The 25,361-nt window shown below is 50.8% G+C and carries 24 protein-coding genes and 6 pseudogenes; 7 read left to right on the top strand and 23 right to left on the bottom strand.

Annotation, left to right across the window (positions count from 1 at the left end):
- Nucleotides 1–120: 120 nt before the first annotated feature.
- Nucleotides 121–879: an SDR family NAD(P)-dependent oxidoreductase gene (locus GF111_RS12370; RefSeq protein ID WP_038875906.1), complete on the bottom strand. Its 759-nt coding sequence runs from the start codon at nucleotides 877–879 to the stop codon at nucleotides 121–123.
- Between the two features lie 114 nt (nucleotides 880–993).
- On the opposite strand from GF111_RS12370, the gene GF111_RS12375 reads away from it, so the two are divergent.
- On the top strand, nucleotides 994–1,857 hold the full coding sequence (locus GF111_RS12375; RefSeq protein WP_102779465.1) for a LysR family transcriptional regulator: 864 nt from the start codon (nucleotides 994–996) through the stop codon (nucleotides 1,855–1,857).
- Between the two features lie 93 nt (nucleotides 1,858–1,950).
- Nucleotides 1,951–2,700, top strand: a complete 750-nt coding sequence (locus GF111_RS12380) for an NAD(P)-dependent oxidoreductase (RefSeq protein WP_038875909.1) — start codon at nucleotides 1,951–1,953, stop codon at nucleotides 2,698–2,700.
- Nucleotides 2,701–2,751: 51 nt separating this feature from the next.
- Here GF111_RS12380 and GF111_RS12385 read toward each other — a convergent pair whose 3' ends face one another.
- From GF111_RS12385 to GF111_RS12445, 13 genes and pseudogenes are all read right to left on the bottom strand, one after another.
- Nucleotides 2,752–2,988 (bottom strand): DUF4282 domain-containing protein, encoded by a 237-nt coding sequence (locus GF111_RS12385; RefSeq protein ID WP_019452598.1) that lies wholly within the window; start codon nucleotides 2,986–2,988, stop codon nucleotides 2,752–2,754.
- A 193-nt stretch (nucleotides 2,989–3,181) separates the two neighbouring features.
- Nucleotides 3,182–4,348: an MFS transporter gene (locus tag GF111_RS12390; RefSeq protein ID WP_148940397.1), complete on the bottom strand. Its 1,167-nt coding sequence runs from the start codon at nucleotides 4,346–4,348 to the stop codon at nucleotides 3,182–3,184.
- Nucleotides 4,349–4,522: 174 nt separating this feature from the next.
- Entirely contained in the window at nucleotides 4,523–5,266 is a 744-nt protein-coding gene (locus GF111_RS12395; RefSeq protein ID WP_224217840.1) for a nucleotidyltransferase domain-containing protein, read from the bottom strand.
- Between the two features lies 1 nt (nucleotide 5,267).
- Nucleotides 5,268–5,780 (bottom strand): DUF962 domain-containing protein, encoded by a 513-nt coding sequence (locus tag GF111_RS12400; protein WP_147191915.1) that lies wholly within the window; start codon nucleotides 5,778–5,780, stop codon nucleotides 5,268–5,270.
- A gap of 206 nt (nucleotides 5,781–5,986) precedes the next feature.
- Nucleotides 5,987–7,030: a virulence RhuM family protein gene (locus GF111_RS12405; RefSeq protein WP_047729502.1), complete on the bottom strand. Its 1,044-nt coding sequence runs from the start codon at nucleotides 7,028–7,030 to the stop codon at nucleotides 5,987–5,989.
- An 89-nt stretch (nucleotides 7,031–7,119) separates the two neighbouring features.
- Nucleotides 7,120–7,953, bottom strand: a pseudogene (locus GF111_RS12410) (DUF4942 domain-containing protein).
- A gap of 132 nt (nucleotides 7,954–8,085) precedes the next feature.
- Nucleotides 8,086–8,454, bottom strand: coding sequence for a TA system toxin CbtA family protein (locus tag GF111_RS12415; protein ID WP_147191515.1), 369 nt, complete (start codon nucleotides 8,452–8,454; stop codon nucleotides 8,086–8,088).
- A gap of 58 nt (nucleotides 8,455–8,512) precedes the next feature.
- Nucleotides 8,513–8,848, bottom strand: coding sequence for a type IV toxin-antitoxin system YeeU family antitoxin (locus tag GF111_RS12420; RefSeq protein WP_224217841.1), 336 nt, complete (start codon nucleotides 8,846–8,848; stop codon nucleotides 8,513–8,515).
- A gap of 11 nt (nucleotides 8,849–8,859) precedes the next feature.
- On the bottom strand, nucleotides 8,860–9,339 hold the full coding sequence (gene radC, locus GF111_RS12425) for a DNA repair protein RadC (protein WP_047729511.1): 480 nt from the start codon (nucleotides 9,337–9,339) through the stop codon (nucleotides 8,860–8,862).
- A 181-nt stretch (nucleotides 9,340–9,520) separates the two neighbouring features.
- Entirely contained in the window at nucleotides 9,521–10,141 is a 621-nt protein-coding gene (locus tag GF111_RS12430) for a hypothetical protein (protein ID WP_047730810.1), read from the bottom strand.
- A 27-nt stretch (nucleotides 10,142–10,168) separates the two neighbouring features.
- Nucleotides 10,169–10,723 carry a hypothetical protein gene (locus GF111_RS12435; RefSeq protein WP_047729513.1) on the bottom strand — a complete coding sequence of 185 codons (555 nt, stop codon included), beginning with the start codon at nucleotides 10,721–10,723 and terminating at the stop codon, nucleotides 10,169–10,171.
- 247 nt (nucleotides 10,724–10,970) lie between these two features.
- Nucleotides 10,971–11,852 (bottom strand): GTPase family protein, encoded by an 882-nt coding sequence (locus tag GF111_RS12440; RefSeq protein WP_224217842.1) that lies wholly within the window; start codon nucleotides 11,850–11,852, stop codon nucleotides 10,971–10,973.
- Between the two features lie 82 nt (nucleotides 11,853–11,934).
- Complete coding sequence (locus tag GF111_RS12445) at nucleotides 11,935–12,741, bottom strand: hypothetical protein (protein ID WP_047729515.1); 807 nt, start codon at nucleotides 12,739–12,741, stop codon at nucleotides 11,935–11,937.
- Nucleotides 12,742–13,367: 626 nt separating this feature from the next.
- Here GF111_RS12445 and GF111_RS12450 point away from each other — a divergent pair.
- Both GF111_RS12450 and GF111_RS12455 read left to right on the top strand, forming a co-directional pair.
- Nucleotides 13,368–14,000, top strand: a complete 633-nt coding sequence (locus tag GF111_RS12450; RefSeq protein WP_071845329.1) for an inovirus Gp2 family protein — start codon at nucleotides 13,368–13,370, stop codon at nucleotides 13,998–14,000.
- A 168-nt stretch (nucleotides 14,001–14,168) separates the two neighbouring features.
- Nucleotides 14,169–14,378 (top strand): AlpA family transcriptional regulator, encoded by a 210-nt coding sequence (locus GF111_RS12455; protein WP_047729519.1) that lies wholly within the window; start codon nucleotides 14,169–14,171, stop codon nucleotides 14,376–14,378.
- A 207-nt stretch (nucleotides 14,379–14,585) separates the two neighbouring features.
- Here the strand turns inward: GF111_RS12455 and GF111_RS12460 are convergent, their stop codons facing one another.
- The 3 genes and pseudogenes from GF111_RS12460 to GF111_RS12470 all read right to left on the bottom strand — a co-directional run.
- Nucleotides 14,586–15,401: a hypothetical protein gene (locus GF111_RS12460; RefSeq protein WP_047729521.1), complete on the bottom strand. Its 816-nt coding sequence runs from the start codon at nucleotides 15,399–15,401 to the stop codon at nucleotides 14,586–14,588.
- Between the two features lie 150 nt (nucleotides 15,402–15,551).
- A pseudogene (locus GF111_RS12465) lies at nucleotides 15,552–15,789 on the bottom strand (transposase); the annotation flags it as partial.
- 113 nt (nucleotides 15,790–15,902) lie between these two features.
- Nucleotides 15,903–16,511 (bottom strand): annotated as a pseudogene (locus GF111_RS12470) (tyrosine-type recombinase/integrase); the annotation flags it as partial.
- Between GF111_RS12470 and GF111_RS12475 the strand changes: the two are divergent.
- A pseudogene (locus GF111_RS12475) lies at nucleotides 16,509–16,943 on the top strand (ATP-binding protein); the annotation flags it as partial. The pseudogenes GF111_RS12470 and GF111_RS12475 overlap by 3 nt on opposite strands.
- 104 nt (nucleotides 16,944–17,047) lie before the next feature.
- Here the strand turns inward: GF111_RS12475 and GF111_RS12480 are convergent.
- Nucleotides 17,048–17,300, bottom strand: a pseudogene (locus GF111_RS12480) (IS21 family transposase); the annotation flags it as partial.
- On the opposite strand from GF111_RS12480, the pseudogene GF111_RS12485 reads away from it, so the two are divergent.
- A pseudogene (locus tag GF111_RS12485) lies at nucleotides 17,294–17,647 on the top strand (IS1 family transposase); the annotation flags it as partial. The pseudogenes GF111_RS12480 and GF111_RS12485 overlap by 7 nt on opposite strands.
- A 39-nt stretch (nucleotides 17,648–17,686) precedes the next feature.
- Here the strand turns inward: GF111_RS12485 and GF111_RS12490 are convergent.
- Nucleotides 17,687–18,823 (bottom strand): acetyl-CoA carboxylase biotin carboxylase subunit family protein, encoded by a 1,137-nt coding sequence (locus GF111_RS12490; RefSeq protein ID WP_154235522.1) that lies wholly within the window; start codon nucleotides 18,821–18,823, stop codon nucleotides 17,687–17,689.
- Between the two features lie 83 nt (nucleotides 18,824–18,906).
- On the opposite strand from GF111_RS12490, the gene GF111_RS12495 reads away from it, so the two are divergent.
- Nucleotides 18,907–19,875: an IS5-like element IS903B family transposase gene (locus GF111_RS12495; protein WP_000654805.1), complete on the top strand. Its 969-nt coding sequence runs from the start codon at nucleotides 18,907–18,909 to the stop codon at nucleotides 19,873–19,875.
- Between the two features lie 183 nt (nucleotides 19,876–20,058).
- Here GF111_RS12495 and GF111_RS12500 read toward each other — a convergent pair whose 3' ends face one another.
- The 4 genes from GF111_RS12500 to GF111_RS12515 all read right to left on the bottom strand — a co-directional run bounded on the left by GF111_RS12500 (nucleotide 20,059) and on the right by GF111_RS12515 (nucleotide 25,323).
- Nucleotides 20,059–21,306: an ATP-grasp domain-containing protein gene (locus GF111_RS12500; RefSeq protein ID WP_080346894.1), complete on the bottom strand. Its 1,248-nt coding sequence runs from the start codon at nucleotides 21,304–21,306 to the stop codon at nucleotides 20,059–20,061.
- A gap of 116 nt (nucleotides 21,307–21,422) precedes the next feature.
- Entirely contained in the window at nucleotides 21,423–22,529 is a 1,107-nt protein-coding gene (locus GF111_RS12505; protein ID WP_047729525.1) for a G-D-S-L family lipolytic protein, read from the bottom strand.
- A 151-nt stretch (nucleotides 22,530–22,680) separates the two neighbouring features.
- The gene (locus GF111_RS12510; protein ID WP_047729527.1) at nucleotides 22,681–24,513 is read right to left on the bottom strand and encodes a carbamoyltransferase; all 1,833 of its coding nucleotides are present in this window, start codon (nucleotides 24,511–24,513) and stop codon (nucleotides 22,681–22,683) included.
- 9 nt (nucleotides 24,514–24,522) lie between these two features.
- Nucleotides 24,523–25,323, bottom strand: a complete 801-nt coding sequence (locus GF111_RS12515) for a phytanoyl-CoA dioxygenase family protein (RefSeq protein ID WP_047730815.1) — start codon at nucleotides 25,321–25,323, stop codon at nucleotides 24,523–24,525.
- Nucleotides 25,324–25,361 lie beyond the last annotated feature (38 nt).

A 25,361-nucleotide genomic window follows, 5' to 3' on the forward strand; every position in this document is an offset into this window, starting at 1 on the left:
CCTGCCGTAGCAGTAACAACCCTAAATCGGTTGAGTTATGACGTTAACACCGCGGATTTTGCCGGGGCAAGCCTTTGCGCCGGCAAATTGCCGAACTGTGATCGCGGGGGCAAAACGACCTCAATGCGCGAAATAATGCATGCCGCCATCTACCGGGATCACCGCGCCGGTGATATATCGCGCGAGCGGGGAGCAAAGAAACGCCGCCAGATAGGCCATGTCTTCCGGTTCGCCGAAGTAGCCGATCGGGATATGTTGCGCAATAAACGCCTGGCGTGCTTCATCGCAAGCGTATAAGCGCTCGCGGATCTGTTCACTGTTGATGCGCCCCGGCTGTAACGTATTGACGGTAATCCCCTGCGCAGCCACATCGCCGGCCAGTCCTTTGGCCCACAGATGCAATGCGCCCTTGGCGGCGCTGGCGGCGCTCAGGCTGCGCGGCTCCATCGAGCCGCTGATGTTGATAATCCGGCCCCAGCCTTGCGCCTGCATGGCCGGCAACAGCGCCTGAGTCAATCTGCGGGCCGGCGTGAAGTTCAAAGCGAAAGCGTCATCCCAGCTGCGATCGCTGTCGTTCAACGTCGTGGGGTGAAACGCGCCGACCGCGTTGATCAGAATATCGACTGTCCCCACCTGGCACAGCGCCTGCGCCGCCAAACGGGCGAGAGCCTCAGGCTCGGTCACATCGGCAACGATCACCTGCGGACGCGCCGCCCCTTGCCGTTCCACCTCATCCGCCAAGGCCTGCAGCCGGTCACCGCGTCGTGCGGTGGCCACTACCTTGACACCTTGAGCGGCCAATACCCTGACCATGCCGGCACCGATCCCTTCGCTGGCGCCCGTGACCAATGCCGTGCGTTGCTGTAATTGCAAATTCATAAGAAAAATTAATTGAATAATTCAATTTAAGAGGAAACGTTCATACATTGAATCACGCCGTTATTCGTGTGAATATTCCCGAAAATCGCATCATTAATGTGCAGGAATTCACCGATGTTTGACTGGCAGGATTTAAAACACTTCGTGGCGCTGGCGCGCACCGGTTCGTTGTCGGCGGCAGCGCGGGAGCTGGGTTGCGATCACGCCACCGTCGGGCGACGCGTAGCGGCGCTGGAACAGGCGCTCGGCCTGCGTTTGATCGTACGACTGCCGCGCAGCACACCGTTGACCCAGGACGGACAGGCGATTGCCGGGCTGGCGGCGGAGATCGAGGCGCAAAGCCAGGCTATTGCCCGCCATGCGCGCAGCGCCGGCGCAGCGCCCCAGGCCGGCGTGCGCATCAGTACGCCGCCGTCGATCGCCGCGCATATTCTCGCGCCGCGCATTGCCGCATTTAACCAGGCTTTTCCACAGATCGTCGTCACGCTGTCAGGTGAATCGGCGCTCGCCGAGCTGGATCGCGGCGAAGCCGACATCGCCGTGCGCATGGTGCGCCCGCAGCAGCCAGAGCTGCTGACGCAGCGCATCGGCATGATGCGCTACGCGCTGTATGCCGCACCGGAGCACGCCGCACTACCCGACGCGGCGCGCCGCTTTCTCGCCTATGACCATCACTACCAACAGCAGCCGCATCAGCAATGGCTGCAACAGCTGTTGCAGGGGCGTCCGGTGGTCTTTCAGGCCAGCGATCTGTTTTCACTGCAACAAGCGGCGCGTTCAGGGCTGGGTGCCGCCGTTTTGCCGACTTTCGTCGCCGATGGCGATCCGGATCTGGTCCCGTTGCCCACGGCCAATGCCGCGCCAACGCGCGAGCTTTGGCTGGTGACGTATCCCGATTTGGCGCGCACCACTGCCGTGCGCGCGGTGATGAATTTCCTGGTCGAAACGCTCGGCAAAACGTGCCCATTACCGGCATAAAGCATCAGAATGACTAATATAAATACTGGACAAAAGTCACGCGGGGGATTATTACTGGTCAACACTTAATCGAGAGTAGGGATGGCAGTCATCATGGTGTTGCGTACTGATGTAGGACGGATTCTGATCACCGGCGCCGGCGGCCGGGTAGCCACGGCGTTTCGTCAGGCAATGGGCGATCGCTACGCGCTGCGCCTGGCGGAACGCGACATCAGTCTGCTGAACGATCTGCAACCCGGCGACGAAGTCATCAGCTTCAACATCGCCGATCTCGACGCCTGCCGCGCGGCCTGCGCCAATATCGACACCGTGTTGCATCTGGCGGCCGATCCCTCCCCCGACGCCGACTTCTGCGGCTCGTTGATGGACAACAACATTCTCGGCACCTTCAATATCTTCCGCGCGGCGAAAGACGCCGGCTGCCGCCGGGTGGTGTTCGCCAGCAGCGCGCAGGCGGTGGAAGGCTACCCGCTCGACTATCAAATCCGCCCGGACGACGCGCCGAAACCGAAGAACCTGTACGGCGCCAGTAAAGCCTTCGGCGAAGGCATCGCCGCCTACTTCGCCCATCAGGAAGGGCTTTCTGCCCTGTCGGTGCGCATCGCCAACTTCACCAGCCTGAGCCCGGGAGATCGGCTCAGCGCCCGCGACATGAGCGCGTTTCTCAGCCATCGCGACGCCGCCGATCTGCTGGAGCGCTGCATTCGTGTCGAAGGGGTGCAATATGCGGTGGTGCACGGGGTTTCCAATAACCGCTACACGCGTTTATCGCTGGAAGAGACCCGTCGCCTGCTGGGTTACGCCCCACAGGACGATGCGTTCAGCCTGCTCGGCTTCGAATAGCTTGGGCGGAAAGGGAAACAACGCCGGGAGGCACCCGGCGTTGGGACAGCATTACGGTTTTTCGGCGATCTTGCGCAGATATTCGTTATTTTTAAACGCAATGATGATCATCTCGAACGCCACGCGCACGAACACACCGCCGACGATGATGCCGAACAGGCCACGGAAGAACTCGCCGTAGAACATCATGCCGATGCCGCTGATCAACACGCCCAACAGCGCCAGCCAGTAAACGGCGGTGATGATTTTTGGCGTCAGCATCGCGTCGAAGAAGAAGATATTTCTCATGTGGATCTTTCCTTAGGCAGGTCTTTCATTATCCCAGAGGCGCCGCACCGAGCGGCGGCCACTTATACACAAAGATAATGATAGCGGCTAAGAGTTGATGCCGAACAGATAAATGGGGGCGGGAGAGGATAAGCGTTTATGTTTTATGCGGCTAACGGCGTGCGGCGGATAAAAAACCGCCGCACGCTGTCGCTTAGCCGTTGGCGTAAACGACTTTTGCGGCGGTGCGGCTGGTGAACAACACCAACAGCAGCGCCAGCCCGGCGATAATCGCCCCCATCACCGGCACGAAGCTGTAACCCAGACCGGCGGAGACCACCGCGCCACCGGCGGCGGCGCCCAGCGCGTTGCCCAGGTTGAAAGCGCCGATGTTGACCGAAGACGACAGCCCCGGTGCTTCGCTGGCCACGCGCATCACGCGCATCTGCAGCGGCGGCACCACGGCAAAGGTCGCCGCGCCCCAAATCACCATGCTCACCGCTGCGCCGATGTCACTGCGCGCCAGCAGCGGGATCAGCAGCATGATGGCCACCAACAGCAGCAAGAAGCCCTTCAGCGTCGCGCTCTCGGAACGGTCGGCGAACTTGCCGCCGAGGTAGTTGCCGATGGAGAAACCGACGCCGATCAGCACCAGCATCACCGTCACGAACAGCGGCGTCGCCTCGGTGATGTGCTGCAATACCGGCGAGATGTAGGTATAGAGCGTGAACATCGCGCCCGCCCCCAGCACGGTCGTCAGCAGCGCGGTCAGCACCTGCGGCCGCACCAGCACCGACAGCTCGCGTTTCACGTCAGGGCGCGCGCCGGCGCTGCCTTTCGGCAACGAGAACCACAGCCCCAGCATGGCGATCACGCCCAACCCGGCCGTCGCCAGGAACGACATGCGCCAGCCGATGGTTTCACCCAGCCAGGTTGCGGCGGGCACCCCGCCGATATTGGCGATGGTCAGCCCCATAAACATGGTCGCCACGGCGCTGGCCTGTTTCTCTTTCGGCACCACGCTGGCGGCCACCACCGATCCGAGGCCAAAGAAGGCGCCGTGGTTCAGGCTGGTGATGATGCGCGACAGCATCAGGGTGGTGTAATCCGGCGCGATGGCCGACAGCACGTTGCCCAGGGTAAAGATCGCCATCAGGAAAATCAGCGCGTTTCTGCGCGCCCGGTGCGACAGCAGCAGCGTCATCAGCGGCGCGCCGACCATCACGCCGACGGCGTAGGCGCTGATCAACATGCCGGCCATCGGAATGGAGACGTCCACCCCTTTGGCGATGGTCGGCAGCAAGCCCATAGGAGAGAATTCGGTGGTGCCGATGCCGAACGCCCCCACCGCCAGGGCTAACAAGGGATAATTCACTTTCATGCAACAACTCCGGTTTACCGCTGCCGAAGCGCGGGAACAGTTAAGATGCCGAAAGTATGACATTGATCACAACAAAGATAAGCAGGCGGGAGGCTAAAAGACTTTTGCAAATTTGTTAAAAGTGCGGTGGGAGGGGGCATCCGTAATCCGGTGTGATCACGCGTGGCAGCCGCCCTACCGCTGCCCTTCCATCCACGCAAGAAAATCCATCATCCGGTCGGCAAAGGCAGCGTCGTTCGCCTCGCCAACCGCATGAGCCAGCAAGTACGTCATGTCAGCCTGCTGTGCCGGATAGCGCGCCAGCAGCTGTTCGGCATAGTCGGTTAACGTTGTCGGCCAGAATGCGCTGCCCTCGGCGCGCAGCATGTTGGTGGCGCGGATCAGCTTTCTGGCCGCTTCGCGCTTTAAGCGCTTCTCATCCGGCACCGGGCTTGTCTGCAGCAGTAGCTGCTCCCGATAACGCACCAACACGGGCCGTAAATCGGCATTGACCGCCAGCGCGATGCGCCGATCGGGCCGAAACAGCGGAAAAGCGGCGGAAACGTCTTCGCCCCACAGGCAGCGGCAGTGATGCTTCAGCCAAAATCCCCAGGAATGGCAATGCTCAGGGTTCAACGCCTCCTCGACGCTGCCGATGTCAAAGTCGACCTTGCTCACGATCCGCTGCTCCAGCTGAAAAGCCTGCCGCCACGCCTCAAGGTGCTGCAACGCCTCGCTATCGGCCGGCTTGGTGAGCAACAGCGTGATGTCCAGATCGGACACGCCGGGAATGGCTTCGCCGCGCGCGACGCTGCCGTAGAGGTATATGCTGTGGATGAGCGCCGGGAATTGGCACGGTAGCCCCGACGTCAGCGCCTCCAGCAGCGGGATAAAAGCCAGCTGCAGCGGAAACGCCGTCACCGTAGGAATCAAGCCCACCTCATGCCCTTCCACTGCGCACTTTGCCCGAGCGCATTTCGATGTTCCGCTGCAGTTCGCGCAGCCCGCCAGCCAGGAAGCAGGCTTCCGCCAGCACGAACAGCGGGCCGATGATAAGGCCCGTCACGTCGTCCATAAACGCCGGTTTTCTCCCCTCCCAGAAATGCCCGACAAACTGAAACAGCCAGCCGATGACGAAGCCGCCGATGCCGACGCTCAGCCACGCCGCCGTCGACAGCGACGCCACCCAGGCGCCGAACACGAGGCACAGCAGCAGCAACGCCAGCATCATGATGCCAAGGCGCAGGTTCAGCCGCAGGTAATAGAGGGCCGCGACGATAACCACCGCGGTGGCCGGCGAAAACGGCAGCCATCCCGCGCCCCACCCCGGCCGGGAGAGCAGCGCCAGCAGGCTGACGACGATCAGCGGGATGCCGATAAAATGCGTGGCGATATTGCGCACATCGCGGTGATAGGCGGCATAAGCGGCAAGTTGATCTTCCAGACTTCGCATGTTGACCTCCGAATGATGCGCGCACGGCCGAGCCGGCTCATTGCATTAAAGATAGCCGTATCGTTCAGCATAGGAAAATGATCGGATCACAGGAGTCGCATTTGATAGCCATCACCATTGAATTTACTCAGTTTTATCTAGTTCGATTTTGAACCATGCCCCCTATTATGCCCCCAAATGATTTTGCTTGTGGGGTTCAAGGGGCTTTATGGCTGCTTCTTGGTGTCTGTTTTCCACTGTAGTAAACCGGCGATATCCTGTTCCCCCGCCGCTTCTTTTAAGCGGCGCTGCTGCTCGGCATACTGGACGTATTCAGCCTGCGCTTTTTCATCTGCCGCTTTCTTACTGACCGTGCCAGCCCCTTGCAGAACATCACGGTCGTTAAATTGCAGAAATTGATCCAACTTATCCTGCCAATCACGCAGGAACACCTGTTGACGACGCCGCGCCTGATCTTCAGCGAAATCTAACCACATGTTGACCACGCGATTGAGTTCGCTGACTTCGTCCTGATTGAGGTAATTTTTCGCCACCGTCACGTCGCTTTTGCGCACCTCCTCACCCTTATAGCTGCTCAAGCCCATATGGGGCTGGTTAGCGTCAGCCCGCTGATGGATGAGTTCGGCAGCGGTGTGGCCTGTGCAGGCAAAATGCAGCTTGTTTTGGATAGTTTGGAAAAACAACGTTGTCTCTTTAAGTGACGGCTGATAGTCGGCGGCTAATGCGAAGATCTCCCTAACCCGCAAATAAACCCGACGCTCACTGGCACGGATATCACGGATGCGCTCCAGCATCTCATCAAAGTAATCAGGTACAGCGGATGAACCCACGGGCGGATTTTTAAGCCGCTCGTCATCCATCACGAAGCCTTTGATCAGGTATTCCTGAAGCGTTTGGGTTGCCCACTGCCGGAACTGAGTTCCTCGGGGTGAACGAACACGATAACCAACGGCAAGAATAACGGGCAGACTATAGTGCAGGATATTGCGACTTACCTGACGGCCCCCTTCCTGCTGAACCTGTAAGTAAGACTTACAGGTTGCGTTTTGTTCAAGTTCCGCTTCTTCGTAGATCGCTTTGATGTGTTGCGTAATCGCCTGGGGAGTCACTTGATAAAGATTCGCGATGGTCGCCTGGGGCAGCCACAGCGTTTCTTGCTCAAAACGACATTCAACACGCACTTCACCGTCATCGCTGGCAAACATAACAAACTCACCTGCCGGTGATTGGGTTAAGTGCTTGTCTGCCATGTCGCCTCCGCTTTAATCTGGCTTACCGTGCAGTAAAGCACCTAGTATGCCAGAGATCCATGTAGGAGAGCTCATTACGCGTATGGCGTTTATTTTGCAGGCAACATGCCTGGATAATGCTTAGCGATAATGTCGTTCATCTTCTCCACCAGATCTAACCGTTTGAACATCAGATGCGCGGTTCCCTTCTGAAAGTAACGAATGCTGAAGAAATCATCTTCGTACAACTGCACACCCGGATGATCGCGAATATGTTCCATTAGCCGGGTCGTGACATCACCGCGATTGTCAGGAATAGGTTTGCCATCCAGCAGGAAGAGCATACGCTCCAGATCCGTCAGTTGGTCACGACGCCAGCCCCAGTTCAGGCTAAAGCCCCAGCGATTGTGAGTGACCAGGTTATTGATGATGATCTTTTTTCCAAAACTACATGGGCTGTTAGTTTTGTAATCCCATGAAAGCCCTTTAAATACGTTGACCACCCCACGCTCGAACACTTCCCCCTTACTGTGGTGCAAATGCTCAAAGGTGGCCAGAATGTTTTCCTCGCTGATTTCTGGCAGAACCCCATCCTCCAGATTCTTATGCCACTCATCACGGGCCTGCGCGTCCATAAGAGAAATCATTCCGGATTTCAGCATCAGGTCACGCCAAACACTGCGATCAAGATTGCGGGTGATCACTGGCATAGCCGTTTCTGCTTTTTCCATCAGCCAGCAACCGCAGCGGAAATCTTGTCGCATGGCCCAATCTCTTGCTATTCCTCCACCGAAGCTGTTAGTGATGACCGAGATTTCTTCAAGCTGGTGAATAAGGGCTGCAATCTACGCCAGCGCGGTATTACGTCCAGACACGATGCGTTCGATGCTGGTGGAACAAATCAACTCTGTATGGTCAGTTAAAACTTCGAGTTCAATCTGCATATTTCTTTCTCTATAAACGCCAACACCCGCCGGTTTAAGGGCGGGGGTCGGGTAGTGGTGGTATTAAAAACATTGTGGGCTGTCCTGCACTGGACACCGGTAATCAGCATGCCAGCAGCAATCTAGACAGGTTCATGCCTGCTTTTCTCCCCGGATAACTGAGGTGATGGTCTGGTAACCCATACGGGTCATCAGGCCGGTGGCTCGACGGGCGCGGAGAATATCGATAGCAGTGATAAAGGGCGATTGCGCCTGACAGTCGAACCCTCGGCGGTCAATGCGTACCAGATCAAACTTCTCCACCATGGCATTCAGCGTATCCGCGAGGGAGATACCGTCACCGATATGGGCCTGTATTACGGCATCGTCGCTGAATGCGGTGTCGTTGAGCGTCAGGCCGTAGTGCTGCGCCAGCAGGTAGGTGAGCAAGAATTGCCAGATAGCCATGGGGGACGGGCACGACGGGGCCGCCCGAGTGGATGACGCGGGTATTGTTCGCATAAGGGATATCTCTTTGTTGGATAGTAAGAATGGCGTGAGGTTAAAAATGCAGGGCGTTTTACCTGGGCGTTTCAGGTGTCGGATAAATCGAGAGGTACACATAACCCTGTGATCCCAGACTGTCGGCTTCGCAGGTCAAGCCATTGCAATACAGCGTGACACAGTGCTGATAACGGGGATTGAGCTCACCAGAAAGCAGCATCAGTTCCAGGTGGTTGATGAACTGCGGGAAGGCGTTATCTACGTCACGCAGCTGCTCGTCGCTGAAGGTACCGCTGATATCGGCACGGTCAGCCAGGAAGTGCAGTCGCCCGCCTTCCTGTACCAGGCGGGCGCCAAACTGCGGAGTGACGTTACGTTTAAGTCCCCAGACAGGGGCAATGATTGATGGCATCGTATCGCCCCCTATAACAAGCCGTGTTCAGCAAACGAATACACCGACATGCCGCCGACAATACAGTGATCCAGTACCCTGACCTCAACCAGTGCCAGCGCATCTTTAATCCTGCCGGTGATTTGCCGATCGGCAACACTGGGCTCAGCGTGGCCGGAAGGATGGCAATGCGCGAGAAGTACCGCTGCAGCATTGTGCTTCAGTGCCGCCTTCACGATTTCGCGGGGGTGGACTTCGGTGCTGTTGATACTGCCGGTGAACAACGTTTCGTGGGCCAATAGCCTGTGTTGATTGTCCAGCCAGAGCACCATAAACACTTCGCGCTCCAGCCTAGCCATGCGCAATCGAAGCCAATCGCTGACGGTACCAGGTGAAGTGAATGAGGCTCCCGGTTCACGCAAATGGGTCTCCAGCAAGAACAGGGCGCGTTTGATAGTACGTTGTGTACTTAATGGCAGTTCAGTGACTGCCGGAGATAAGGTTAAGTTCATGAGGTTATTCCGTTGTTTTCAGTCGTTCATAGGCATGACGTCACTGCATTCAGGGTTCATTGAGCGGTAGCGCAGGAGACGATTTGAAATAGGTCATCTCAGCGCCTAAAAACCAAAAACCCCGTCGCGATCGGCGACAGGGCTCTAAGTCAGTAGCAAACTGATAGCGGTAATCAATCAGCTAGAGATGATCAACAAGACGCTTGAGTGGTGATAGCTGACTATCACCTGATTTGATGTCGCATGATGTGGTCTTGGCATTAACCAATGCCTTGCCCAGAGCGGGTGTCAACAATTTCGCCGGGTATTGGAAGCTGTACGCCAGAGGGACATGATCGAAGCTGCTGTCGTTGTGGTAGAAGTGAAAAACAAAGGTCCCTTCCTTACGCTTCTGCATGGCAGAAACCGCCTGTGCCAAATTAGCCGTCAGGAGGCTGTCCATCAACGTATCGGGATGATCGATACTGATGTTCATTTGATGGGCCCCGGCCGGGTAATACTGCAGAGTCATTCCCGTTGCCCCCTCGGCCTTAACGCCATAGATATCTTTCAGGTAATACATGATGCCCAGACGTGCTTCATCGGCGTTGCAGGTGAGCCTGAATTTCTCAGTAACCTTTCCCTTCTTCCCCGTGATGATAAATTCATCAACGCCATCCATAATACGGTCATGCTCAACCTGTACGCTGTCAGCCACCACATTCCGGTATTCTATCGGCTTGGGATCATAAGCCGCTGCGCATGCGGCCTGGCTCAACAGAGCGCTGACCAACAGGGTAAACATCATTATCATTTTTTTCATGTTCATCATCTCCTTGATAAAAATCACTTATTCCTGCTCCGTTAGCGTGACGTAAATATTCCCGCCTGAGCGCACTTCTATCGTCAGCGGTTCTTTTGAGCCGGTATTCAGCAAAGCCTGAGCCTGATAAAAACGCCCTGCCACCTCCTCCTTGATATCTGTGATACGGATACAGTGCTCCTCTATGCCCTGACGCTGCAGGATTTTAGTGACCACCGGGCAAGCGCTTTGCGCCAGCCGTTCGGTACCCGATTGCGTTTTAAAATGATTACCGACCACGGCTGACAATACGGTGCAAATCAGCCATACCTGTAACAAGCGCCAGGGTTTCCCCTGACGCTCGTCACGTTGCCGCAGGTAAACCATCGGTAGCAGGAACCATCCCAGTGAAGGGGCCATTTTCTCCTGTTTCATCAGGCTCAATCGGTCGAGTAGCACCCAGACCAGGGAGCAAAGCATATAAAGACCCAGCGCAACTTTCTGTGGGAGGAAGATAGCGGAGAGACCCCAGATAACAGGAAGGCCAATGGATAAACACCAGGCGTAGGTGTCCTGTTTGAGAAACGGATAAGGTTTCAACATAGAGAAATATTCCTTTATTAATAATAAATTAGAAAACAGTGGGATTGAACATCCTCCCCTGCGAGGGGATCGTATCGGGATGTAAAGAAGAGGGATAATCGTTAGTGAAGATCAATAAACCGAAACCGATCGTTGAAATCTATCGTTAAAAACGATCATTAATTTTAATTTAATAGTCAAAAACTATAATAAATCTATATTCGATCGGCGAAACAGATCGAACACAGGGCAGGTTTTTAGATAGGCGTTAAAAGAAGCGATGCCAGAGTAATTTGGCTAGAGAGAGCAGCCGAGAGCGGGCCTGTTTTAACCATGTTCTGAGTGTGTGTGATTCCAACAGGGCCTCCACACTTTCATCAAAGATGTCTCCCACCACACGGGCAAAACCTTCCTGCGCCGTGGTGGTCACCTTCTCCGTCAGATACTCAGGTTCAAGTTGACGGGTAACCGCACTGCTGGCTTTGTCGGGTAAAACGGTGATGAGGGTTTCGACCCACTGAGATATGTTGAAGCCTTCAGAAGCAGAAACCGCCAAAACAGGATGAATGGGAGAAAATACGGTATTCACCTGGGTCACTTTCTCCTGTAGATTCTGCCGCTGCCGTAGAGAGGGCTGGTGGGTTGCAGTATTCCATTCTCGACAAGGCTCTATTTTATCGGCCTGGCTGAGGACGAACAGAAAGTGGGCAGGATCTGCGCCTTGGAAAACCAACTGCTGGTAACACCGGATATCGTCATTCCAGGCACGATCATCAGCTTTCAGTACCCAGACAATCAGGTCCAGCTTATTCAGCCAATGTTGGTACAAGCGGGCATACATCTTATCAAGCATGGGCGTTTCACCGATTCCCGGGAAATCAATAATGTTGAGAGCATGCAGACCATCAGAGGCTTTGTACTGCTGAGCACGACGGGTACACCCCTTTACCGCATCCACATTAGCGGGAGGGGACGTAAACAGCGTATTACACAGGCTGGATTTACCTGCACCGGTTTTGCCCATCAGTCCGATTGTCGGTTCATAGGCGATCACTTCATCGAGTCGATGAAACACTCTTTGAGATATTTCTCGGGGAAGAGTCTGTAACAAAGAAGACAGAGGCTCATAACTTTTCTGTTTTTTATTCATTGCATTACCTAAGATAATTAAGTTAAATACCACTTCAATGATATTTAACTAAGAAATTATCCAAATAAAAAACCAGAAAAATCTAGATATTTAACAGCCCCCGCCCTTTTAAATTAAATCTTTCTTTGTTGTTAATGTTTTTAATTCCACAGAAAAAACCGTTATCTCCAATGAAAGTGTTTTTTACCTCGCTCACTCTATCTGAAAAAAACTTAGGCTCCTTACAAACCGGAATAAAGAAACCACTATTATCCCTGTGTTCCCTTCTCCTCTCAAAAACAGGTACAACTCCGGAGTACTTATTTGAGAAATTCCTGCGCCACCCTTTATTAATAAGATCTGATTGCCTCAAATATCTAATATTGAAGAAATCATAATACCCACTATATTTATCCCACTCTGTAGAAGTAATTATCATAGGCTGATACATAACGCGATATTTGAGCTCCACACTTGAAACATTTGAGTTCTTCTTTAGACTCCCGGAAAACTGTAGTCTGAGAAACACAAAAATCGCACTGTCATCATCCACCTTATGAACATTTTCCCCATACACTTCCTTATAAAAATCAGCAAGAATCCCTGTGTTGGCCGCTTGGATTATCTGTTCAGAATAAAACAACTTCCTCTCACTAGGCGTAGAAGCCAATGCCTCGTCAAGAACGAGTGCCCCATGAGAAGGGAAAATATCCTGTCTGGGATAGTAGTGATCATAAATCTCTATCTCAGGCCTGACTTTCCGCACATCGTTAGCATGCGGCCTTTCTTGCATGAGAAGCAACTCGACGTATTTTGACTGCGTCATCCCTGCTTTCTTGGCTGAGTTAATGACCCGTTCATAGAGCGCCTTATCGGAAAGATAGGTCGTTATCTTGTACTTGCTTGCCATCTCTTGCTTTCCCCCACAGCCTTGACTTTAAAAAGTAACTTACTTTACAACAAAATCATATATATCATGCAATTATTTTAAATTAAAACAAAAGATCAAGATTTTCAAAGGATCTCTTTGGGAGCAAGTAAAGCGCATTGGGTACGCCAATACATAGGGGTATGTAAAAAAATACTGCGCATCCCATTGATTGATCCATGAACACACTCCCTACAAAACAGCGGTGGCGTTGCCGGTACTGGTCCAGTCTCTCCCATGCCACTCGAGGGAAGAGATAGCAAATGTACCAACCAGAACAGGTTGCCCTGCGCAACAGCCCTTCCCTGCAAACAAGCATGTAAATATAGCGTTTTAAAAAAGCATAACTCCAGAGTAAATTATCCAAAAAGTAATCAATAGAATCGTAGGCTGACACCTCGCCCAGTCTGAAAATCGCCATGAAATTTGCTTAGTGCAAACTAAAATAAAATCTCGGATTGTTTAATATATATATATAAATAACATATATACAGAACACAGTGGATTAATTATATACAAATAAAATTGAATATATGAAAGGTGATTTTAATAATTAAATACGGGGTATGGGATGAGATGAAGACAATTAAACCCTGAGGGCATACATTATGAAAGCAAGCACAACATCACATAACAATCACTACCTAAATAGGTTTGAGCAAGTCATAAATCTCGCTTTGGCTAAACACCCCAGAACCTTAGCTGCACGTATTGACCTGCACTTGCCTAATGAAGCATCTCGTAATGACAAAAATGTCATATCACGTTTTACAGATGCCGTTAAAGCGAAAATAAAAGCAGATAGGAAAAGAAGTAAAAAAACTAATCCCAAGGCACATGACTCTGAAGTTCATTACATATGGGTTAAGGAAAGTAACCAAATAGGAAACAAAGTCCACTACCACGTTCTCCTGATGTTCAATAAGGATGCTTACTGGACACTGGGGAACTATATAGCAGAAGGTAACCTTGCAGACCTCATTGTCCAGGCATGGTGTAGTGCGCTTGGTGCCGATAAAGAAAAGTACCGTTCTCTTGTCTATTTTCCCAAGAACCCCTGCTATCACATCAATAGAAATGCCCTGACGAAAACACATGACTACCAAGCTCTTTTGGACCGTATCAACTACATGGCAAAACACTGGACCAAGCAATACAGCAATCAAGCACGCTCCTTTGGATGCTCGGTAAACTCTGGTGTCCTGATGGGGAAGCAAACGAACAAGCACATAACAACTTAGCAACCAGGGGTAAGGACAAGACTCTCCCATCATCCGGGGGAACTTGCGCCATACCCCCAACTACGAATTATTTATTTCTTACTCGGCAGCCCATCCCTTGAGGGAAGCCAAGTAGAAAACCAAAACGGCATTCCTCCTTTAACCAATTGACTTAAAGGAGATTTAATCATGAATACCAATACACCATCCCTACTAAACGATCAGCTTGTCGATATGGCGTTTATCACGCAGTTCACTGCCTTAAGTGACAAATGGTTTTATAAACTGATCCAGCAGGGTGAATTCCCAAAACCTATTAAACTGGGGCGTAGCTCTCGTTGGCTACAGAGTGAAGTGGAGGCGTGGGTGCAACAACGTATTCAGCAGTCCCGCCCGTAATCATCGGAAGGCTCGGGATCGGTTCAGGTGCCCTCCATGCAAAACGCATGCATTTGCGCCGAGGTCACATTCGCCGTCTGAGAGAGCGAGTCTGCTGATTAGCCGCTGCCTGACTCACTCAGTTTAGCAAAATATTTTGTGCGACCTGTCTTAGTCACTCCTCGGCGATTGTTCCGGATAACAACCTGATGCTTCGTGCTTAAACTCTTACCATACCGCGCTGAACCCTTGTTCCTTCAGCCGATGACGGGTACGCTTCACGTAAGCGGCATCAATAATCTCATCAGGAGGTAAATCGCGCGTAATGTTGCAAATAGTTGCCAGCGCAGCATCTGAGAGTTTAAAAGTCCGTGGTAGCGAGTACCTGTGGCCTGTCTTGTTCTCATCAATACGATTAAACAATTCCCTGAAGAAATCCGTCAGAGAGGGCCTACGGGCTTTAATAATTGCCTCTGTCGCTTCATCGGCACATGTAACATTCACATCTTCCATCCCCAGGGAGCGAAGAATATCAGCAATACCAGGCCAGTACTTGAGATCGTAACGCTGAAGTGATTGCAATTCTGGTTTGAGGTAAAGCTGATAATGACCATTTCCCTCTCCAGCATCATCAATGAAATCCGTTAAGCTGTGCATCCGATCACAGTAGAAATGCCCACTATGATTCAGCAATGCCGAACGTCTCTCTAACATTTCCGCCAACCGGATACTCATTATGCTGATATCTTCATTCAGCTTCGTCAGTTCCTGGTGATCAGCTCGCAGCTCAGCGTAGCGTTCCTTTGTCCCGAAGCTCCCCGTATGAACAAACTGTTCCAGAAGAAGCCACAGGCGTTGCCCGGCTATATTGAGAGAGGCAATTTCCCTATAAACCGGGGCTATTTCATCATGCCGAACGATGAGATATTCAAAAACCGGCCAGGTTGCGGGCCATATCGGGTTGGGCGAATCGCGCCATTCATGGAGCTTTTCTTTCAGGAGCTCCAGCGCAATCATCGGAGCATTATTAACGTCAATAATCATCGTTATTTTCTCTGGCTATCATCTGCGTATGCCCATTATTCACTGTCCCCCCCCTCCGTGTCGGTAACGGGAATACCGTTTTTATACCGTCTTCGGGTTACTTCACTTGTAAGCGTACAGCGAAGGCCGTATTGACAGAGGTCGGGTAAGTTATTCTGTTGGCAAGGTTATACGCCACGGCAGTAGCTCATTGACCCGGTTTATAGGCCAGTCGGCATGTCCCTAGCAAGCTGTAGAGCAACGCCCCTAGCTCACCTCCGTGATCCGAGCCGAAGAACAGGAAGTTCTTGCGCCCCAGACTCACGCTCCGCAAGGCATTCTCTGCGATGTTGTTATCCACCTCGGCCCAACCGTCCTCTGCATAATACGTCAGCGCTGACCATTGGTTCCACTAATGGCGGAAAAGATCAGCAACCAAGTTAGTTCTCTAGTCCATATATCAGTAGAATATGCGTAAATCCCCCCACTCAGGCATAAAAGGTATAAAGATGTATTCAGATCAACAACGTAGTTATCCACGTGAGCAAGCTGCGTCTCAATCCAGGCCGAGTTATAACCCTGCTCATGCAAGATTGTGCTCATCGTGTGGCGGAAACCGTGCCCCGTCAGCCGCCCCTTGTAACCCAGTAGCTCGATAACCTGATTCACGCTTTCTTTGCTGATTGGCTTACGGTGATCGTTTCTCCCAATGAATACCAAGGGATAAGCACCCGTAATAGGTCTAAGAGAATCGAATAGATCGACAACTTGCGTTGATAGAGGGACGACGTGTGGTCGCTTCATTTTCATCACTTCCGGCGGTATGTTCCAGATCCCTTTATCGAGATCGATATCCTGCCAGCGCGCAAATCTCAGTTCCTGGGTTCTGACGCCCGTCAGCATTATAATGCGGGTAGCCGTTTTGGTGATGACGCTACCGGTATAGCCCGCGAGGTCGTTAAGAAAATAGGGTAATTCCTGAGCCGTCAGGAAAGGGAAATGTTGTTTCTTCGGCGGAGTTAGGGCTGAGGCCAGATCGGGGGCAGGGTTATACTCTGCCCGTCCGGTGATAATGGCATAACGGAACACCTCACCACAGCGCTGGCGTACTTTGCGCATCTTCTCCAGCGCAAATATATCCTGATCACCGGGCCGACCGGCAGCGGAAAGAGCTGGCTGGCCTGCGCACTGGGAGAGCAGGCGTGCCGCCAGAAATATCATGTGCAGTACTGGCGGGTGAGCAGGCTCCTGGAGGTGCTTGGAGGCGGGCATGCGGATGGAAGTTACCTTAAGCAAATGAAATTGTTACAGAAGGTAGAGTTGCTTATCCTGGACGATCTGGGTCTGGAAAGTCTGACGGTGCGACAGAGCAGCGATCTGCTTGAAGTGGTGGAAGACAGGTACGAAAAGGGAAGTACGATAGTGATCACTCAGTTACCGGTAGATAAATGGTACGGTCTGATGGAAAAACCGACGACAGCGGATGCGCTTCTTGACAGGTTAATCCACGGAGCTCACAGGTTAAATCTGCAGGGAGAATCAATGCGCAAAAACAAAGAATAGCCAGAATAAAAAAGAGAGAGTAAAAAGTTAAGAGGAAGTGTCCGCCTCAGCCCGTAACGGGTGTTCGTCTCTCGCCGTAATATCTGTCCGGATAAGCCGTAATACGCATTCAGCATCGCCTTCACCACCCGGCGCCGAGTGGCCTGTGCGGGCGGCGTTATCCAGCAGCTTTTCGGGCGTCCAGCTGCTGTGTCCGCCCCGGTGGTGACCGGCATGTGCGCCGGATGCGTCGTATGACTGTACTGCCGGTCGCTGCATGGGTGCTGAGCCACACAGTGCCCCCTTATGCCACACCTGAACCAGCGTCTGGCTGACCTTCACCAGCAGCCGTTCGCCTACCTGCTCATGGGGGACGGAGGGCGTTACAACACTGGCTCTGGTACGCTTACAATACCAAAACTGGCGGCGTCCTGACCTACACCTTCGGGCCGCGCAACGATGAGACATGCAGGGGGGTATTGGCCCTGTTGACGCCGTTCAGCATCGGCATGATTACCAGCGATGACTGGGTCAGCTATGCCAGAGAAGTCCCGAAGGATAAGCATCTGACCGGCAAAATCTTCACCCAACGTATTGAGCGCAACAACCTGACGCTCCGCACCCAGATTAAGCGGCTGGCCCGTAAAACGATTTGTTTTTCACGCTCAATAGAGCTCCACGAAAAGGTCATCGGAGCCTTCATCGAAAAACACATGTTCTACTGATTAGAGGCATTACCAAATAGCGTTCACGTTCGTCCGGAATCACCGTTCACTTTCGCCGGAATTCGCACAGGAAAATAATGTACCATCAGTCTCTCTCATCCATATGGTCTCGCAGTCATTACTCAACTTTTTTACAGAGGTATTAACGAGCATCAAAATAGCTGATATTTGATTAACTCTATCCGGCTTCAGATAGAACTCGGCAGATAGTCGTTTACGTTCGCGCCCCCTGAATGAAAGGACGGTTATTTCTGAATCAACCCCATAAGTATTGATGAATGCAGGCTTATCACAGGAGAAATTATAAAGATGCAGTGCACAAGCATGCGCCCCCGTCCGGTAAATGGCTTCGTTTCCAAGCAAGCTTTTATTTTCCAATGCGTCCAGCAAGGTATGCATACGATGAGTGCCATAAACGATTTTATAAAGCGTGGAACTAGGCTGGCCACAATGGCGGGGATTACTTTCAACGAGCAGAGGTTTACCCTCCTGGGTTAGGAACACTTCATTGTGCGAAAACCCATTTTGCATGCCTGCAACATTCAATACTTTAATAATATACTCGACCACCTTATTGAGTCGGGATACATTTTCAGCATTATAAATTTCAATACCCTTTAACGTCCTATTTTCATCGTAAAGGTACTTCCCTGCCCCTACCAGTTGATGCTGCCCGCCATATGAAAAAAAATCGATAAAAAATTCTTCGCTGCTGGCGGACACATACTGCTGAACCGTTATTTTTTCGATAGCTCTATCTGTATAATATCTGTTTTTCCTGCCAAGCGTTTTACAGAGGTAAACCCGCAACGCCTCTTCTGAGGTAATGACTTCTACGTCGGCCATGGCCGCAGTGTCTTCCGACGGTTTAGCGATCAAGGGATAGCCGATCTCAGCAAACCTTTTGACCTCCTGGCGAAATTCATCCACCGATTTCAATTCAAGACCCGGGATAACCGGCACCCCCCTTGCCTGAATATATTCATTGAGTACAGTTTTGTTAAGAAACAACTCAGCGCGCTCCGCAAGAGCAGGTGTATGAAGAAGGCGACTGAGTGCATTAGCATACCCAAAAGCGGCATCAAGCCCGTTTACCACAAAAGCTGCCTTACTTCCGCAGGCATTCAGCCTACGGAAAAGTTCATTTGCATCCGCACGAGCATCCCCTTCAGACAATAAAATGTCGTCTGAATGTTGGGCCAGCCATTCCTGATTGATACGTAGTGTGGCTTTGTTGAATAAATCGAACTTTTGCTGAGTTGAAGGATCAGATCACACATCTTCCCGACAACGCAGACCGTTCCGTGGCAAAGCAAAAGTTCAAAATCACCAACTGGCCCACCTACAATAAAGCCCTCATCAACCGTGGCTCCATAACTTTCTGGCTGGATGATGAAGCTATTCAGGCCTGGTATGAGTCGGCAACGCCTTCATCACGAGGCAGACCTCAGCGCTATTCTGACCTTGCCATCACGACTGTGCTGGTCATTAAACGCGTATTCAGGCTGACCCTGCGGGCTGCACAGGGTTTTATTGATTCCATTTTTACACTGATGAATGTTCCGTTGCGCTGCCCGGATTACACCAGTGTCAGCAAGCGCGCAAAGTCGGTTAATGTCAGTTTCAAAACGTTCACCCGGGGTGAAATCGCGCATCTGGTGATTGATTCCACCGGGCTGAAGGTCTTCGGTGAAGGCGAGTGGAAAGTCAAAAAGCATGGCCAGGAACGCCGCCGTATCTGGCGTAAGCTGCATCTGGCAGTTGACAGCAACACACATGAAATCATCTGTGCAGACCTGTCGCTGAACAATGTGACGGACTCAGAAGCCTTCCCGGGTCTTATCCGGCAGACTCACAGAAAAATCAGGGCAGCATCGGCAGACGGCGCTTACGACACCCGGCTCTGTCACGATGAACTGCGGCGTAAGAAAATCAGCGCGCTTATCCCTCCCCGAAAAGGTGCGGGTTACTGGCCCGGTGAATATGCAGACCGTAACCGTGCAGTGGCTAATCAGCGAATGACCGGGAGTAATGCGCGGTGGAAATGGACAACAGATTACAACCGTCGCTCGATAGCGGAAACGGCGATGTACCGGGTAAAACAGCTGTTCGGGGGTTCACTGACGCTGCGTGACTACGATGGTCAGGTTGCGGAGGCTATGGCCCTGGTACGAGCGCTGAACAAAATGACGAAAGCAGGTATGCCTGAAAGCGTGCGTATTGCCTGAAAACACAACCCGCTACGGGGGAGACTTACCCGAAATCTGATTTATTCAACAAAGCCACGTAGTGTCTCAAAAGAAGTGACCACAGAGAAAATTAAATAGTTTCTTTGCTGACAGGCCTCAAACGCATCCTCAGCCCACATCCATGGGTGTACAAAAATAATTGCTTGTTTCATCAACTGGTTCTCAAAGATTGTCGGATTCCCATTGACGATACAACATGTAGGTCTGCTGAATCTCTTCCTGACTACCACCTGTCAGGAAGAAGGCGGCTGGACACGAAGAAACATCGGTGGTGGGCCGAAGCGTTGTACCGTCCGCAATTTTCATCATCACACTGACAAATCCGGGTAGTTTTGCAAGAAAGTCCTGAAGTTCGACGTGTGAAAAGGGCTTACGTTGAGAGGCGATGCTGTGCACACAGCGTAATGGTCGCACTTGCATATACTGATTCGCCGCATCATTAAACAAATCCGGGCGAGTGTAAGCAAACCGCATCACTTCCAGCTGATCGCTGCCGGTAGCCAGACGGATAGCTTTGGGATTAGCCGCACCTGAAGCTCGCGCGCCGATTTCAAGGAGTGTAGGGCCTTCTTCAGCCAGAATGAGTTCGGTGTGACCGGCTCCTTTCACAATGCCTACGGCATCTAGCACCTTGAGAGTGTATTCGATGCAGCGCACTGCTTCTAAAGAACAAGGGTCACAAAGCTCATCGAAATCATAAAGGTTTCGACCTGCGGTGAGCTTTTTTGACACCCGCCAAACATCCGTCACCTTATGCCTGCCCTTGAGGCTCACGGTATTCACAACATATTCTGTCCCTTCGATAAACTGCTGAATAAGCGCCTGGTCATTGCGGCTATGCATGCTGTTTTGTTTACCGGCTATTTTCCTGACTGCTGCCTCAACCTCTGCCTCTGTGGTACATATATACACATCGTCTGAACCTGCGCTATCGAGTGGCTTGACCACGGCCTTCTCCCCACCGTGTTGCCTGAACCAGCTTTTCAGCGTGTCTGCGTCATCACTGATGGCCTGTTTCGCAATTCGCAACCCAGCACGTTCTGCCGCCCCATTCATGAGAAATTTGTTTCTGCGAAGTGATGTATTGGCAGGATCATTGCCCTCACGGCTAAAACTCCATGCCAAGCGTTCACTGAGTGCTACGGCAGATTCATTACCGGGAATCACCGCTAATGGCTCATGCCTTGCAATCTGTTGCAAACATTCATCTTCACGGTTTATATCCCACCGATAAAATGCTTTAAACAGATGTTTGTGAAACCGAGGATGGGACAGAGCGTTGACCGAGCCATCAGATTCAATATGAATAAGATCGAAATAATCAGCCATCTCTTCAGTAACCAATGCCCCAGCCGATACAGCATCCACAATAGCAACGACCTGTCTTGGGAAGTCAGCTTTATTTTCCATTATTGAGCACCCCTCAGCGAAGTGGATAAGTTGAACCTGTTTTTTTCTTCTTCCCACGCACTAAACGGCGTAATATTCGGATAAAAATATTTTCTGACTCTTTTTTACCCATTGGATCAGAGGACCTTTTCATATATTATTCTTCCCATTTCTTCGTAACCCAAGTCATTGAAGTGCAGATGGTCAATATAAATATTTTCATGTAATACAGGAGAATCTTTCATAAGCATATTCATGTCAAAAAATCTGATATCCTCTTTAAGACATCCCTGCTGAATCTGTGATGAATAGGTTGCATGCAAGTCAGGTGTTACCAGCTTTTCAAATAAACGCCAAAAGTTGTTCGCACAAGCATCTATTGCATAAAACATCTCTTCTTCCGACTCATGAAAAACCTCCTTACTCCAGCGAGATAGTGGTTGAAGGACATAATGTATTCGTGCACCATTTCTTTGTGCAAGATGATTGATTTGCGCTGCCGAACCCACAGTGCTTTTCGCGGCACGAGTAACACGTTCAGCAAGATTCATATGAGTATCGGTAAAAACCTTGTCTGCAGGATTCTCATCGGCCTCATCAAGCCAATTATTAAGCTTTTCAGCAAGGCGGGGTATCAATTTTTTAGAACTTGCATCATTCCATGATGCATACGAGCTTGCCCTTTTTTTCAAATCCTCATTATAGCGGTTCATATAATGAGAAAATTCGAAAGAGTAATAGTATTTCCCGTATTCGCTAGTGTAATCGTCAGGTAGACCTTCCAACGTAAGCGTATTCATCCCACTCAGAATAACAATATTATTAATCTGGCCAAAACGACTCTGATTGAGCATAAAAATAATAGCTTCCTGGACCGAGTTATAACCGCGGCCACCAAAGTTCAACCAAACCTCACCTGTCAGTCTTGCCAACGTTGACGAAACCGTGCTGGCATCAGATGTCGTGCCCGTTCCCATTGCGGTTGACCCACCGATCACAATGTTTACCGGCTTATCCGCAGGAAAGTTTGCCGTTGATGCCCAGCCAAAAGGAGAGTAACTCAGGCGGAACCCCATATCATCGGTATTAATAATATCTGACGTGTAATTCCGGTGATGAAAAAACATTGTATAAGGCAGCCAGCGAACCCCTAGATACATGAACTCGTCATATTCTCGTAATTGCGGTGTAAGCTCATAACAGCGGTTCACTGCTTCCTGATGAGTCATTGGTTTGAACTTCATTGTCTATCCTTTAAAAAATTTTATCAATAATTCCGCTTTCTCTCGGCATAACGGAGCCTGAAGACGTTGCCAGATAGACCCGAAAAATTTACGTAGCCAGAGAAAAGCAGTCTGCATTTTACTTTGTTTTTTCATATTCATTTCAGCAGATTTAGTCCAGTGGATAGTGCTTCTTCCAGTCTATTTTTTCCTCCCAGTTTGGCTGTTCTTGTTTACGCAACAGGAAATTTCCCAACACCAAATAGTCCATAGATGTACGCATGAAACATACAAACGCATCTTTGGGTGATTCAACGATGGGTTCTCCCCTGACGTTGAATGATGTATTAACCAGAACAGGACAGCCAGTGCGCTCATGAAACACATTTATCAGCTGGTAGAAAAGGGGATTAAATTGCCCATCCACAGTTTGTAGGCGTGCTGAGTTATCTACATGCGTTACGGCAGGGATCTGTGAGCGAATCTGATTCAATTTCTCGAGCCCGACGACCGGTTGCGAATCAGGCTCCGCTGGCGTGAGCTTCGAGTCTGCCACCGGATATACAAACAGCATGTATGGGCTTGCTGCTTTTAAATTAAACCATTCTTTCGCATGCTCTACTAAAACCACCGGCGCAAATGGACGAAATGACTCTCTATTTTTAATCTTGAGATTCATTACCGTCTGCATCTGATGATTACGCGCATCACCAAGTATAGAGCGCGCCCCCAGAGAGCGAGGGCCAAATTCCATTCGCCCCTGGAACCATCCAGTGACATTCCCCCGAGAAAGGATATCCGCAACTTCTGCGCACAGTTCATCTTCTGATAACTCTGTAAAAACGGCGCCTTGCTCAGTAAGGAAATGTAGAATATCTTCGCGTTTATATTCCGTTCCGAGATAACTGCCTTTCATACTGTCTTCCGGTTCAGGTATGCGTTGAGCCCCTCTGTGCTCATACCAACCGGAGAGTGCAGCGCCCAGTGAGCCGCCACTGTCTCCTGAAGCGGGCTGCGCCCAGATATGCTTAAAAATACCCGCCTCAGCAAGCTTCCCATTCGCCACACAATTCAGAGCAACTCCCCCCGCCAGACAGAGATTCTCTGCGCCTGTCTCTTTTTGCCAATGACGTGCAGTCAGTAACACAATCTCTTCAAGAACAGACTGTACTGACGAGGCCAGATTAAATTCGCGTTCGGTTAACTCACTTTCTCCGATCCTGGGCGGACCATCGAAGAGGTCATGAAATTTCTCAGACGTCATCTGGTCCCCTGTAGCATAGTCAAAATATGACATATCCATCTCATAACTGCCGTCTGATTGAATATGTATCAAGTGCTTTTTAATAATGTCTGCATAGATCGGGCGCCCGTAAGGCGCGAGCCCCATGAGTTTGTATTCTCCCGAATCAACTTTAAATCCGCAATAAAATGTAAACGCAGAATAGAGAAGACCAAGTGAATGTGGGAAACGTGTTTCCCACAGTTTCGTGAGAGTGTTTCCTTTACCTTTCCAGGCCGTAGTCGTATCCCATTCACCAACACCATCAATACAAAGAACCAGAGCCTCCTCAAAAGGGCTGGGGAAAAAAGCTGATGCAGCATGCGAATGATGATGATTGATATAAGTGATTTCAGGCACCGCCGTGCCTGCAAAACTAAGTGCTTTTCGTATTTTCTTTTTGACGTGAATTTTATCCGTTAACCAACCGGGAACATGAAAAAAAAGTGATTTAACACCTGACCAACCTGATGTCACGGCAGTTGACATAATGCGATTAAATTTTTCTTCTGGATTTTCATAATAGAAAATTTGTGAAATCTGACAAAGTGTAACACCAGCAGAATTCAAGCAAAATTTAACCGCATTCTCTGGGAAAGAGGGATCTTGTTTAATTCGTGTAAAGCGTTCTTCCTGCGCTGCGGCAATAATTTCGCCGTCACAAAGCAAAGTCGCTGCGCTGTCATGGAAAAAGCATGATAATCCCAAGATATATGTTTTCATATTTATCTCTTAAAATGCCTTTTTTTCTTTCAACGGAGTAAACTGGCGAGAAGCCATGAACTCGGGGCGCGGCGAGGGCACTGCGCATAGGGCATTGCTGACAGCATTATAAGAAATGAATACCGCCTTTCTGTCCCAGGGCGAGGAGTTCGCACTAGAGCAGTGCAGGAGATTGCAGTGGAAGAACATCACATCTCCCGCTCGGCCTTTTGCCGCGACTATGCCTTTCGCCTCAATCTTCTTGCGCAGGTATGTTTCAGAGAGGCGGTATTTGAGATTCTGAGCTGTCGTGATTGCCCAGTTATCCCCGCCATCAATTTCGCCGTAAGGCCTGTCATGTATGTCATCAATGAGCACATCGTCTTGAGTCCCTGGCACCAAAAGCATGGGGCCATTAAAGTCATTAACTTCATCAAGAAAAATAACCGCGGTCAGGGCCTTGGGTTCCGGCATGCCATCTTCTTTTTTCCAGAACCAATAATCTGAATGCCATTCCCAGTTCTGCCCTTGGAATGCCTGTTTGGTATTGATTTTATACTGGTGCACATAAACCGGGCCGCCCAATAACTTTTCTGCGCAACCAAGCAACCTGGCATCACTAGCCAAGTCTTCAAAAAGCTCGCTATAAATATTAGGGCCATTAATGCTTCTTACAGTTTTACCATCACTCTCCAAAACCCTTCCCTCGGAGTCTTGCTGCATCAGTCTCTGAGTTTCCGCATTGAGAACCCTTACTTCCTGGCGGGTGTAAAGTGACTCAATAATGTTAAATCCATGCTTACGATAACATTCGATATCTTTAACCATCATAATTGCACACATTTCATCCATGTAAATCAATAATAAAA

Origin of the sequence: Serratia sp. HRI (assembly GCF_010119335.3) — a bacterium.
GTDB classification, from domain to species: Bacteria; Pseudomonadota; Gammaproteobacteria; order Enterobacterales; family Enterobacteriaceae; genus Serratia; species Serratia nevei.